The following is a 13,525-nucleotide window of genomic DNA, read 5'->3' as shown; positions in this document are numbered from 1 at the left end:
CCATGACCATTCTCGTTACCGGTGCAACCGGCACCGTCGGCCGCAACGTCGTCGATCAGCTTCTCGCGCGCGGCGCCGACGTCCGTGCGCTCGTCCGCGATCCGGCGAAGGCTGATCTTCCGGCGGGCGTTGCCGTCGTCAAGGGCGACCTGCTCGACGTCGATGCGATGCGCGCCGCCTTTTCCGGCGTCTCCACGCTGTTCCTGCTGAACGCCGTGGTTCCCGACGAATTCACCCAAGCGCTCCTCGCGCTCAATCTGGCGCGCGATGCCGGGATCGAGCGGATCGTCTATCTCTCGGTGATCCACAGCGATATCTACGTGAACGTGCCGCACTTCGCCGGCAAGTTCGGTGTCGAGCGCATGCTGGAGCAGATGGGCTTCAACGCGACCATCCTGCGCCCGGCCTATTTCATCGACAATGATCGCGCGATCAAGGACGTGGTGCTCGGTCACGGCGTGTACCCGATGCCGATCGGCGACAAGGGCCTGGCGATGATCGACGCGCGCGACCTCGGCGAGATCGCCGCGATCGAACTCGTCCGCCGGGAGCAGTCCGCCTCGCCGCTGCCGCTCGAGCGGATCAACGTCGTCGGCCCCGATACGCTGACCGGCACCGATGTCGCCGGCATCTGGTCCGACGCCTTGGGCCGGACGATCCACTATGCCGGCAACGATACCGCCGCGTTCGAGCAGAACATGCGGAACTATGCCCCGGCCTGGATGGCCCTTGATATGCGCCTGATGTGTGAGCGCTTCCTCACCGACGGCATGGTGCCCGAAGCCGGCGACGTCGATCGCCTGATCGCGATGCTGGGCCGCCCGCTGCGGTCGTATCGCGATTTCGCGACCGAGATCGCCGCTTCGGTCTGATCCACTGCACCGCCGATCAGCGACCTGTCGATGCACGTCAGCATCGGCGGGTCGCGTTGCGTCGAGAAGAGGTATCCCGAGCAAGGAGCGTTGCGTGCTCATTTTGCACGGAGTTCCCGCGAGGCATGTCCGATGATCGAGGCGGGGTTGATAGACATCCTCGTCGAATGGTTCGGCAAGTACCAGCCCCTGGCGAGGCGGTAACCGACCGTCCCTGGTCCGTGCGGCGCGCACGCCCAACATGGCACGTTCTTAATGTAATGAGATATTGTATCTGAAAAATGGTGCCGTTAATGCACCGCGGGTCCTTGATCGTGAAAGGGCGACAATGATGCGTTTCCGCCTCGCTATTGTGTCGTCTCGCCGTTTTGTCGTCGCGCCGTGCCGTAGGCGTCGATCGGGCATCCGGCATTTATCGCAAGCTTGTCACACACCCGCTCTATGAGTCGTGCTGGTCGGTGCTGCAATGGACCGGACGCTCGCCGGTCCGCCGCTCAAGGTTCGCACGATGATCGTCAGCGGCCTGTGGGACCAGGAGGATAGCTGCGGCGCGCCTGCGGTCTATCGGGCGCTCGAGGCGAAGGATGACGGCAACGACATGGTCTATCGGACAATGGCTCCCTGGTATGACGGGCAGGGGATATTCGACGGCAGCGCAGTGGGTGCGATCGGATGGGATGCCGATACGGCGAAATGGTGGCGCTGGAACGTGCCGCTGAAGTACGGTTTCGCGCCGCCGACGACCCATCATGTCTTTCTGCCGGGGCACAAGATCATGATAAAGGTGCAATCGAGCAGGTTCCCGCTCCACGATCGCAATCCGCACACCTTCGTCCCGAACATCGTCTTCGTCGAGCCGGAGTATTTCGTGAAGGCGATGCAGGGGATTGCTGTTGCCGGCCCGGATCGAAGCCATATCAGCCTGCCGGTGGTCAAATGAAGCGCGTGGTCGTGCCCGGTCGAGATCTTCCTCCTACACGTCCACGGGGGCGTCCGGACGACGGCGTGCATAGTCCACCGATCGCGACGGAGACGCCAGACCCGAACGATGGCGCCAGCATCATCGCGCGGCTCGATCGCCTCCCGGCGACGCGCGGCGTCTGGACCATCGTCGGCCTGCTGAGCCTCGCGTTCTTCTTCGAGCTCTACGACATGCTGCTGTCCGCCTATATCGCGCCGGGACTGGTGCGCAGCGGTCTGTTCACCACGACCACCGCCGGTGCCTTCGGCATGACCGGCATTGCCGCGTTCATCGCCGCACTCTTCGCCGGGTTGACGGTCGGCACCTTGGTTGCAGGCGCCCTGAACGACAGGTTCGGGCGGCGTGCGATCTTCACCTGGGCCCTGCTCGGATACACCGCCGCCTCCGTATCGATGGCGTTTCAACACAGCGCGGCCGCGATCAGCCTGCACCGGTTCGCCGCCGGCATCGGACTGGGGATCGAGATGGTCACGATCGATACCTATATCTGCGAGTTCGTACCGAGATCGTTGCGCGGTCGCGCGAACGCCTTGTGCCAGACGATCGGTTTCTGCGCGGGCCCGATCGTCGCCGGCCTGTCGTGGCTATTGGTACCGATAGCTCCGTTGGGCCTCGAAGGCTGGCGCTGGGTGGTGCTGATCGGCGCAAGCAGCGCGCTCGCGGCATGGTATATCCGCCTGCGTCTGCCCGAAAGCCCGCGCTGGCTCGTCCAGCGGGGACGCTTGAGCGAAGCCCGCGCGATCGTCGAGCGGCTCGAACGTGGCAGCGAGCAAGGGCAGGGCATGCCGCTTCCCATACCCGCCATGATCGAGCCGGTGGCCGGCGCGGGGCGTTTCGCCGAGCTGTTCCGGCCGCCGTATCGCAGTCGGACAATCATGATGGTGGTGTTCAACATCGCCCAGACGATCGGCTATTTCGGGTTCACGAACTGGGTCCCGACGTTGCTGATCGAACACGGCATCACCGTGACGAAGAGCATGGCATACACCACGATCATCGCGCTGGCAGCGCCGATCGGGCCGATGCTAGGGCTGGTGATCGGCGACCGGTTCGAGCGCAAGTGGATCATCGTATCGGGCGCGGTCACGATCGTGCTGGCGGGCGGGCTGTTCGCGGTCGCTACCGTGCCGCTCTTGCTGGTGCTGATCGGCATCGTGCTGACGGTCGCGGGCAACGTCATCTCGTTCGCGTATCACGCCTATCAGGCGGAGATATTTCCCACCCGGATCCGGGCGAAGGCCGTCGGGTTCGTCTATTCGTTCAGTCGCGTCACGGCGATGCTCAACGCGTTCGCGATCGCGTTCCTGCTCCGTCAGGGCGGCGTGACGGGTGTGTTCGCATTTATCTGCGCCGCCTACGCGGTCGTCATCGTCGTGATCGGCGCATTCGGCCCCCGCACCCGCAACCGGGCTCTGGAATCGATCGCATGATCGATCGCCGAGCGTACAGGAACCGTCCGATCCTTCCCCGCCAACCACGGTCATCAACGTGACGTCGATGAATCCCGCTCTGCCCCTCCTGCAACCCTACCCGTTCGAACGGTTGCGTATAAAGGTCATTTCCCAGGAAATAGTGTCGTGAGTTTGGAAACCTCCCGCCTCCGACTGTCCGGGTTCGGTCCCTGATAATCGCCGCTAACCGGGCGGGGCTATTGCCAGTGCCGCTTGGGCGACCGCGCCATCCGGCAACGGGAGGCGGTCGGCGCGGCGGATCGGATGATCACATCCGCCACCGCACGCCGGCCATCAGCTGCCGGCCGCTCTTCGAGTAGCTGTTGACGCGGTTGGCGCTGTCGACGAACTGGTCCTCCGCCTGATTGGTCAGATTGACCCCCTCGAGCGTCATCGTGAGGCGATCGGTGACGTTCCAGAACAGCGACGCGTCGACATAGGTCGCGGCGTTCACCCCGGCGACGTCGTTGCCGTTCGCGCCCGGCACCGCGGTCAGATATCGTCCGCGATAATTCGCCGACACGCGGCCGCCATAGTGTTTCGTCTCGTAATACAGCGTCGCGTTGGCGGATTGCTTCGACAGGCCGATCAGCGGTTTTCGCACGCTGGTCGTCGCGGTCAGCGCGTAATCCGTGTCCGAACTGGTCCGCGTGTAATTGACGATCCCGCCGAAATTTCGAAGCGGGCCGGGCAGGAAGGTGAACGCCTGCTGCGCGATCACCTCGATCCCCTTCAATGACGTGCCAGGGCCGTTCACCGGCTGCGTGAAGAAGAAGATGTCCTCCGGTCGCGCGATCCGCTGGTCGCCGAGGAACGCGAGCGGATAGCCCGAGGCGGCATAGCTCTGCTCGACCGTCCGGCTGGTGATGAAGCTCTTGATGCGTTTGAAGAACGGCCCGATCGCGAAGAACCCATCGCGCGTCGGATACCATTCGAGCGACAGATCGACCGAGTCCGCGCGGAACGGATCGAGTTCGGGATTGCCGACCGACACGGTCCGAGTGTTGACCTGAACCTGCCCGCCGGGCGTCAGCGAGGTCAGCGTCGGCCGGGTGATGTTGCGGTTGGCGCTGAACCGCAGCTGCACCTTGGGCGCCATCTCGAGCACGAAATTGGCCGATGGCAGCCAGTCGGTATAGCGGCGCTCGAACGTCACCGGCTGAGCCACGCCGCCGACGATCACCGCGCCCGTCGCGGTCGTCTGCGTGCGGGCCACGCGAACGCCGACGTCGCCCCTGAGCGGCATCCCTGCGATCTCGCTCTTCAGATCGACCTGCGCATAGCCGGCGACAACCTCTTCCTTGACGCGTCGATCATTCTCGCGGTTCTGCGTCAGCGGCGTGCCGTTCGGATCGATCAGCGGTAGCGCCTTGTCGAAATCGACGAACAGCCACTGTCGCGGCGTCGCCGCGGAAACGCCGAGCGCCTTGCCGAAACTGTACGGCGAGTCGGTGTAGACGAGATCGCCAACCGCGCGACCGCGCAACGCGGTGCTGTCCTGCCCGAAATCGATGGTGTCGAAGACATAGCGCGTGTACGTCGCGCCCGCCTTCAGGATCGCCCAGTCGGTCGCGTCATAGGCGATGTTCAGCTTGCCGATCCGGTAGTCGTTCTTCACGATATTGACGCGCGGGCGATAGACGTCGAGCCGCCACGCCGTCGGATCGGTGAGTGACACGCCATAGCCCATCGTCGGCACGCGGTCGTTGTCCCGGTAATCATATGAAAAGTCGTGATTGTCGGTCAGCAACTGGAACGTCCGCGTATCGACGGTGTAGTTCGAGCCCTCGACGCCGACGAGCGCGTCGATCGTCAGCCGGTCGGCTGGTTTCCAGATGGTGGTCAGCGCGATCTGGTGGAATTTGGTGTCGTTGGTGTCCAGCCGGTTGTCGGATCGATTGTCGACATTGCCGAAATCGGCGGCGACGATGTCGTTGCCCTCGACGGTCATGCGGCGGATCGTGGTCTGGCGGAGCCCGGTCGCATCGGTGCGGCTGAACGACTGCGCGTCGAGCGAATGTTCGATCCGCGTCGAATGGAGCTTGGCGTAGAGGAGGTCGAGATCGATATGGAACGCGTCGCTCGGCCGGAACTGGAACGCGCCGGTCAGGCCGAGCCGCTTCTGGTCGTTGTCGAAAATGAAATACCGTGGCGTGCGGGGATAGAACAGCGCGTCGCTGCCCGTCCCGTTCAGCCGCGCGCGCAGGGCGGGGTCGATCGACGACGAGACGTTGGCGAGATTCCAGCCGCCGGTTTGCCAGCGCAGCGTCTGATGGCCGTCCTCGATCACCTGGCGACGCGAATAGGCGGCGGAGATCAGCGCGCCCCACACACCGTCCTCGGTCGTATCCGATATCACCAGCGCCGCGCGCGGCGCGACCTTGTCCGCGCGGGTCGCGTAGAACGCCTGCGCCGAGGTGACGACATGCACGCCAGGATTGTCGAACGGGCGTAGCGTATGCAGGTCGACGGTCGCGGCGATACCGCCCTCGTCCAGCGAGGCGGAACGCGCCTTGACGACATCGACGCGGCTGAACAGTTCGGAAGCGAAGATGTTGAGATCGAACGACCGCGACCGGTTGACGCCACCGCGCTGATCGCTCGATCCCGTGGTCGCGAGCGCTTCCATGCCGTTCAGCCTGACGCGCGTGAAATCGCCGTTCAGGCCGCGCACTGCGATCTGCCGCCCTTCGCCTGCGTCGCGCGTGATCTGCACGCCGGGGATGCGCTGGATGCTCTCGGCAAGGTTGGTGTCCGGGAACGCCGCGATGTCCTTGGCGAAGATGCTGTCGGTCAGCCCGTTGGCGGCGCGCCGCGCATTGATCGCGCTCTCCAGGCTGCCGCGCAGGCCGGTCACGACGATGTCGCGATCCTCGGGTTTCGTATCGGCCTGCGCCGGCGCGGCCGAACCGGCCGTCGAAGCCGAAAGGGTCTGCCCGTCAGCAGCGCGCGCGCGTGTTGCGGGGTTCGGAGCCGTCGCGACGGCTGTATCGGTGTTGGTCCTCGCACCGGCCTGTGCCAGCGCCGATACAGGGGACAGCATAGCGACCATGACGCAGGCTGACGGCAAGGGGCAGTATAATGCTCTCGCAAAACTGGTCATACATTGGGATTCCCTGACGGAGCGCGGCTGGTCTGGAGCCGCTCGCGATCGTCGCCCTAGTTGTAGCGAATGACTGTTTCGTGACGCCGGCGATATATTCTCTATCTGCCATCTGCTGAACGGAAGAGTCATGTTTTGCAGCGAAATAACGACCTTATTATTTAAGGAAAATTCTATAGAACTGATGTTTCATAAAAAACGAAGTTTATATTCATGGTTTAGGGCAACCTTGATTACCGTTTGTCTTGCCGGGTCGCACAGGGAGGGCAGTAGAGTCATGCTACTGTTCAGTTGGACGGTGCATCACTTGGCTGGCGAATGAAGGGGCCGATTCGGCCGAGCGAGATGTAGCCTTGCGATCGAATATGCGGCCGCGCCCTGCCGAACCTCTGGTGCACCGACCGAGGCAATACCAATATGTTGTGGGGCACGGTCAAAACGGCGGAGACACGAAAGCGGTCGATCATGCCCCCGGATGTCTCTGCCGTGTCTGGAAGCCCTGCGCGGGGCCCAGATCCTGCATGGTTCCACAAGGCGCCGAGTGTCGGTCAGCGCCAAAAAACTCCGCTCTCGGGCCATTGCAGCCATCCGCAATTTCGCCTATCGAGAGATGATATACCATTGCATTGGACCTGCCGTGCCATCACCTCTCATTCCCGTCACCGTTCTCACCGGCTATCTGGGGGCGGGCAAGACGACGCTGCTGAACCGCATCCTCAGCGAGAATCATGGCCGGAAATACGCCGTCATCGTCAACGAGTTCGGCGAGATCGGCATCGACAACGACCTGATCGTCGATGCCGACGAAGAGGTGTTCGAGATGAACAACGGGTGCATCTGCTGTACCGTCCGCGGCGATCTGATCCGCATCATCGAAGGGCTGATGAAGCGCAAGGACGGCTTCGACGCGATCATCATCGAAACCACCGGTCTCGCCGATCCCGCCCCCGTCGCGCAGACGTTTTTCATGGACGATGACGTTCGTGCGCGCGCGAGCCTCGACGCGATCGTCACGGTCGTCGACGCGCGCCACGTCCTCGCACGGCTCGACGACAGCCATGAGGCCGAGGAGCAGATCGCCTTTGCCGACGTGATCCTGCTCAACAAGATCGATCTGGTCACGACGCAGGAACTCGAGACGGTGCGGCATCGCATCCGCGCGATCAACGGGCAGGCCCGGGTGCACGAGACCCGGAACTGTGTCGTCTCGCTCGAGGAGGTGCTGGAACGCGGCGCGTTCGACCTCGATCGCATACTCCAGATCGAACCCGATTTCCTGTCGGAGAACGATCACGAGCATGACGATTCGATCACCTCGGTATCGCTGCGTTCGGCAATGGCGATCCGGCCGGAATTGTTCATGCCTTGGCTGCGTCAACTGACGGCCGTGCAGGGGCAGGACATCCTGCGATTGAAGGGCGTGCTGTCCTTCCCCGACGAGGATCAGCGCTACGTCGTGCAGGGCGTTCACATGCTGCTCGACGGCGACCATCAGCACGACTGGAAGCCGGACGAGGTCCGCACCAGCCGGATGGTGTTTATCGGTCGCAACCTCGATCCCGTCGCGTTGCGGGCCGGGTTCGAGGCCTGTGCGGTTCCTGCCAGCGCATGATCGACGCGATGAATGCACCCTTGGTGAGAAGCCATGGCCGGCGTGTCGCGGTCGGCGCGGAGGCAACCGCGATCCTCTGGCTCGGCGACGACGCGCTGCTGACTCTTGGCGACGGCAGCGTGCGGCACATGACCGATGCGGGCGAGGTCGCCACATATCCGGTGCACGGCGGCGCGACTCTGGCGGTGTGCCGTCATCCCGACGGACGCGCCATCGTCACCGGTGGCGACGATGGCCGGGTGTGCCGCGTCATGAAGGGTGGCGATACTCTGGAGCTGGGACGGTTCGAACGGCGCTGGGTCGAGCATCTGGTGGCGAGCCCGGCATCGGGCCTGATCGTCGCCGGCGTCGGCCGCGAGGCGGTCGTCTGGAAGCGCGGCGCGACCGCACCGTCGCATCGCTATGCGACCGGCTCGACGATCGGCGGGCTCGCGCTCGACGGCAAGGGCAAGCGGCTGGCCGTCGCGCATTACAACGGTGCGACGCTGTTCCATGCCTCGACCGCGGGCAGCGGACGGGTTGCGCTCGATTGGGCCGGCGCGCACCTCGCCTGCACGATGAGCGCGGACGGTCGCCATGTCGTCACCGCGTTGCAGGAGACCGGACTGCATGGCTGGCGGCTGCCCGATCTGCGCGACATGCGGATGTCGGGCTATGCCGCCAAGACGCGCAGCTTCTCGTGGGATCGGCGTGGCGCGTGGCTGGCGACGAGCGGCGACGCGTGCGCGATCCTGTGGCCGTTCGACGGCGAGGACGGCCCGATGGACAAGCCGGCGTTGCTGCTGGCCGAGCGGCGAGGCACGATCGTCACGCGCGTCGCCTTCCATCCTCGTGGCGATTTGCTGGCGGTCGGTTACGACGATGGCGTCGTCGTCCTGACCCAGACCGGCGACGATCGCCCGCTGCTGGTCGATGATGACGGTTCGGCGATCACCGCGCTGTGCTGGAACGACGCGGGCACCCGGCTCGGCTGGGGCGACCGGGACGGCAGGATCGGCATCCTCGACATGGCCGTACGCGCGTGAAGAGCCCGTGCATCGATATCTGCCGCTTCGACGGCCGGACCGGCTGGTGCGTCGCCTGCGGTCGGACTCAGGTCGAATGTCGCGGCTGGCGCAAGGCGGCGCGACCGACCTTGCTGGGTATCCAGGCCGACCTGCCCCGGCGCCTCGCCAAGCTGGCGGCGCGGGGCATCGTTGCCGCCCACCCGGATCTGGAAGACCCATCATGATAGACTCCACGTTTGCGGTGCCCACGCTGGGCCTGATGTTCGTCCTCGGGCTGCGCCACGGGCTCGATCCCGATCATGTCGCGGTGATCGACAATATCGTCTTCCGCATGGTCGAGGAGCGGCCGCGGCTGTCGCCCTGGACCGGCACGCTGTTCGCGCTCGGCCACAGTCTGGCGGTGGCGAGCGTGGCGATCGGCGTTTCGCTGTTCGCGCACTGGATCGTGGTCCCGAGCTGGGCCGCGCTGCTGGTCGATACGATGGTGATCGCGTTGCTGATCCTCGTCGGCACGCTCAATCTTGCCGCGCTGTTGCGGCATCGTGACTATGCGCCGGTCGGGTGGCGCGCGGGCCTGGTACCGCGATCGCTCCGGTCCAGCACGCACCCCGCCGCGGTCGTCGCCATCGGCATGGTGTTCGGGCTGGTGTTCGATACCGCGACGCAGGCTGCGGCCTGGGGCGCGGCGGCGACGACCCGGGGCGGGCCGGCCGCCGCCGCCGGCATCGCGCTGGCGTTCACGGTCGGCATGGTGCTCGCCGATACGCTCGACAGCCAGATCGTCAGCCGCCTGCTGCGATCGAGCCAGGGGGCAGGCCGGGGCGCGGGCAGTTCGGTGATGCGGTATCGCCGCGGGGTCGGCTGGCTGATCGTCGGCCTGTCGTACGGCATGGCAATGTTCGCGGCGTTCGAGGCGGCGGGCTATGCCGTAGCCATCGACGATCGGACCTTTACCGCGATCGGTGTCGGTGCAGCGACGCTCGTCGCGCTATCGCTCGCACGGGGCGCATGGATCGCGCGCAGCATCGACCTTCGGCCCGTGTCCGGAGGTTCGGTATGACGCGCCTGCTGAGCGGACCGGGGGCGCTGATCCCCGTCTCGGTCCTGACGGGCTTCCTCGGCAGCGGCAAGACGACGGTGCTCAATCGGCTGGTGCGCGATCCGCGGATGGCGCGGGCGCTGGTCATCATCAATGAATTCGGGTCGATCGGCCTCGACCACGACCTGATCGTCCGCAGCCAGGACGACATGGTAGTCGAGATGATGGGCGGCTGTTTGTGCTGCACCATCCGCGGCGACCTGTTGCGGACGCTGCGCGAGGCCCCCTGGCGGTTCGCGCGCGACGGCAAGTGCTGGTTCGATCGCGTGGTGATCGAGACGACGGGGCTCGCCGATCCCGCACCGATCCTGCACACGCTGATGACCGACGAACGGCTGCAGACGCTGTACCGGCTCGACGGGGTCATCACCACGGTCGATGCGGCGACGGGAATGGCGACGCTCGATTCGCAGGAGGAGTCGATCAAGCAAGCCGCGGTCGCGGACCGGCTGCTGCTGACCAAGACCGATCTCGTCGGTGCGGCGGAGCGGGCGACGCTGGAAGCGCGCCTGCATGCGCTCAACCCCGCGGCGCCGATCACGATATCGGTCGATGGCGCGGTCGATCCGGCGCTGCTGTTCGAAGCCGGGCTGTACGATCCGACGACCAAGAGCCACGACGTCCGCCGCTGGCTCAATGCCGAAGCCTATGCGGGCGCCGATCATGGCCATGGACATGGGCCGGGCCACGGCCACGGCCATCATCACGGGCACCATCACGACGTCGATCGCCACGGCGACCGGATCCGGGCCGTCTGCCTGACGTTCGACGCCCCGCTGCCGGCGCTCGCGTTCGAGCGCTGGCTGGGCATCCTGACGATGTTCAAGGGCGCCGATATCCTGCGCGTCAAGGGCATCGTCAACGTCGAGGGCGTCGATCGACCGATGGTGATCCACGGCGTCCAGCATATCTTCCACCCGCCGGTCCGGCTCGACGCATGGCCGAGCGACGATCGCCGGAGCCGGATCGTGTTCATCACGCGCGATCTCGACGAAGCCGATCTGCGCGGCACCCTGACCCTGATGACGCTCGGGCTGGAGCATTTCGGTCTGGTCGGACGGGACGGCACGACCCCCGGGGCAGGCGATGGACTGATCGCGTAAGCGACCGACGCACATCACGATCGCTGCGACGCTGGCGACGACCACAGGGGCGGGAAGACGACATGAAACGGGGAACAACGGTGCGCGCGACGATTGGATACTCATGGGCACGCGGCGCCGCGGCCGCCACGGCGTTGTGCTGGGCGACGACCGGACTCGCCCAGGACCGCGAGCCGGCGACACCGCGACCCGTGACGGGTGCGGGCGAGGACATCACCGTCACCGGCTGGCGGCTGCGGCAGCTCGACGTCGCAGCGCCGACGGGAAGCCGCCTCGGGTTGTCGAACCGCAAGACGCCTGCAACGATCGACCGGATCGGCGCTGACGAGATCCTGACCCGCGGGTTTCGGACCGTCGAGGAGGCGACGGTCAGCCTGCCGGGCGTCACCTCGGGCGGCTCGCCGGGCGATCCCTCGCTGTTCTCGATGCGCGGCTTTACCGGCGAGCAGATCACGGTGCTGCACAACGGGTTGTATCTGGGGCCCGCGAACATGATCAACCGGCCGGGCAATACCTTCAACATCGCCGGCATCGAGGTGCTCAAGGGGCCCGCCTCGGTGTTGTACGGGCAGGGCGCGATCGGCGGCGCCGTCAACATCGTCAACAAGAGCCCGGATTTCACCGCCGACAGCCTCCAGGCGCTCGCCTCCTATGCGTCGTTCGATACCGCCAGCGTCGGCCTCGGCGGCAATCACCGGATCGGCGATACGCTCGCCGCTCGCGCCGACGTCAGCTATCATCGCACCGACGGCTTCGTCGATCGCGCCGGTTCCACCTCGTTCAACGCCACCGGTGCGGTGCTGTTCAAGCCGCGCGACACGCTGTCGATCGCGTTCAGCGTCGATTATCTCGAGGACAACCTGTCCACCTATTTCGGCACGCCGCTGGTCCCGGCATCGTTTGCCGCGGATCCGATCGGTGGAATCCTGTCGGCGGCCAATGGCGATGTCGTCGATCGCCGGACACGCTTCATCAATTACAACGTGTCGGACAACCGCGCGAAGAGCTGGCAGGTGTGGCCGCGGCTCGTGATCGACTGGTCGCCTTCCGACCATCTCAGCCTGTCGAATACGGCATATTATTTCCACGCGGACCGGCAATGGATCAACGCCGAGAACTATGTCTTCGACACCACCACCAAGCTGATCGACCGCGACCGCTTCTTCGTGTTCCACAATCAGGACCTGTTCGGCGATCGGTTCAGCCTGACACACAAGGACACGGTGTTCGGACTTGCGAACACGCTGGTCGTCGGCATCGACTACAGCCATCTCGATTTCGTCCGCAGCCGTGGCTTTCCCGACGGCGACAGCGTCGATCCGCTGAACCCCAGCCCCGGTCTTTTCGGTGCGATCGACAAGCGCGTGTCGCCGACCCGCTGGGATCAGATCGCGCTGTTCGGCGAGGATGCGCTCGACCTCACGCCGTCGCTCAAGCTGGTGACCGGCGTGCGCGCCGAACGCCTGTATTTCACGCGCGAGAATTTCAGCGTCGATGGCAGCTTCAGCGCCGCGTCGAGCTTCGACCGGACCTACCGGCTGTTCAACTGGCGCGCGGGCCTCGTCTACGACGTTGCGCCGAGCGTCACCGCCTACGCCTCGTACAGCACCGGCAAGGACCCGGTCGGCGCCAACATCTTCCTGGTCAACGCCGGCCAGAATTTCCAGCTGAGCGCGTCGCGCCAGATCGAGGCCGGGCTGAAAGCCGATCTGATGAAGGGCAGGGGATCGCTCACGCTCGCGGTGTACGACATCAAGCGCGAGAATATCCTCACCCAGGTCGCGATCGACACCGTCGGCAACGTCGGCCGCCAGACGTCGCGCGGGATCGAGGTGTCGGGCGAGATGCGTGTGACACCCGCGTGGGCGGTGATCGCCAATGGCACCTATGTCGATGCGGCCTACGGCAACTTCGTCGATCCGAACTACGGGATCGCGGCGTCGGGCAACACCCCGCCCAACGTGCCGCGGTGGGTCGGCAACATCTGGACGACGGTGCAGCACATCGCCGGACTGCCGCTGGAGGCGGGCGGGGGAGTCAAATATGTCGGCAAGCGCTATGGCAATACCGCCAACGATCTCGTGCTGAAGCCCTATGCGACGGGCATCGTCTACGCGACCTATGCCTTGACGCCGCGCTGGTCGCTGACCGGGCGCGTCAACAATGTCTGGAACACGACCTTCGTACAGTGGGCGGACATCTATTATCCCGCGCAGGTCATGCTGGGCGAGCCGCGCCGGTTCGAGGTGAGCGTGCTTGCCCGGTTCTAGGGCGAAGGCGTGGCGGGGCGAGAAGA

General features: G+C 65.2%; 10 protein-coding genes. 9 read left to right on the top strand and 1 reads right to left on the bottom strand.

Annotated features, from left to right (window positions below):
- Positions 1 to 2: 2 nt before the first annotated feature.
- From C8J45_RS13625 to C8J45_RS13615, 3 genes are all read left to right on the top strand, one after another.
- Positions 3 to 872: an SDR family oxidoreductase gene (locus tag C8J45_RS13625; protein ID WP_107963686.1), complete on the top strand. Its 870-nt coding sequence runs from the start codon at positions 3 to 5 to the stop codon at positions 870 to 872.
- Between the two features lie 448 nt (positions 873 to 1,320).
- Positions 1,321 to 1,812, top strand: a complete 492-nt coding sequence (locus C8J45_RS13620) for a hypothetical protein (RefSeq protein ID WP_107963685.1) — start codon at positions 1,321 to 1,323, stop codon at positions 1,810 to 1,812.
- 65 nt (positions 1,813 to 1,877) lie between these two features.
- Positions 1,878 to 3,284 (top strand): MFS transporter, encoded by a 1,407-nt coding sequence (locus tag C8J45_RS13615; protein WP_219907378.1) that lies wholly within the window; start codon positions 1,878 to 1,880, stop codon positions 3,282 to 3,284.
- 289 nt (positions 3,285 to 3,573) lie between these two features.
- Here the strand turns inward: C8J45_RS13615 and C8J45_RS13610 are convergent, their stop codons facing one another.
- Positions 3,574 to 6,348 carry a TonB-dependent receptor gene (locus C8J45_RS13610; RefSeq protein ID WP_181321218.1) on the bottom strand — a complete coding sequence of 925 codons (2,775 nt, stop codon included), beginning with the start codon at positions 6,346 to 6,348 and terminating at the stop codon, positions 3,574 to 3,576.
- A 697-nt stretch (positions 6,349 to 7,045) separates the two neighbouring features.
- Here C8J45_RS13610 and C8J45_RS13605 point away from each other — a divergent pair.
- The 6 genes from C8J45_RS13605 (at position 7,046) to C8J45_RS13580 (ending at position 13,499) form a co-directional block, all read left to right on the top strand.
- On the top strand, positions 7,046 to 8,020 hold the full coding sequence (locus C8J45_RS13605; RefSeq protein ID WP_258191451.1) for a GTP-binding protein: 975 nt from the start codon (positions 7,046 to 7,048) through the stop codon (positions 8,018 to 8,020).
- Positions 8,017 to 9,045: a WD40 repeat domain-containing protein gene (locus C8J45_RS13600; protein WP_107963681.1), complete on the top strand. Its 1,029-nt coding sequence runs from the start codon at positions 8,017 to 8,019 to the stop codon at positions 9,043 to 9,045. Before C8J45_RS13605 ends, C8J45_RS13600 begins: the two co-directional genes overlap by 4 nt.
- The gene (locus C8J45_RS13595; RefSeq protein WP_107963680.1) at positions 9,042 to 9,251 is read left to right on the top strand and encodes a DUF1289 domain-containing protein; all 210 of its coding nucleotides are present in this window, start codon (positions 9,042 to 9,044) and stop codon (positions 9,249 to 9,251) included. The genes C8J45_RS13600 and C8J45_RS13595 overlap by 4 nt, the downstream gene beginning before the upstream one ends.
- Positions 9,248 to 10,087 carry a nickel permease gene (locus C8J45_RS13590; RefSeq protein WP_107963679.1) on the top strand — a complete coding sequence of 280 codons (840 nt, stop codon included), beginning with the start codon at positions 9,248 to 9,250 and terminating at the stop codon, positions 10,085 to 10,087. Before C8J45_RS13595 ends, C8J45_RS13590 begins: the two co-directional genes overlap by 4 nt.
- Positions 10,084 to 11,229, top strand: coding sequence for a GTP-binding protein (locus C8J45_RS13585; RefSeq protein ID WP_107963678.1), 1,146 nt, complete (start codon positions 10,084 to 10,086; stop codon positions 11,227 to 11,229). Before C8J45_RS13590 ends, C8J45_RS13585 begins: the two co-directional genes overlap by 4 nt.
- 62 nt (positions 11,230 to 11,291) lie before the next feature.
- Positions 11,292 to 13,499, top strand: coding sequence for a TonB-dependent siderophore receptor (locus tag C8J45_RS13580; protein WP_107963677.1), 2,208 nt, complete (start codon positions 11,292 to 11,294; stop codon positions 13,497 to 13,499).
- Positions 13,500 to 13,525 lie beyond the last annotated feature (26 nt).

Origin of the sequence: Sphingomonas sp. PP-CE-3G-477 (assembly GCF_003050745.1) — a bacterium.
GTDB lineage: Bacteria > Pseudomonadota > Alphaproteobacteria > Sphingomonadales > Sphingomonadaceae > Sphingomonas.
This window is presented reverse-complemented; position numbering and strand designations above follow the sequence as displayed.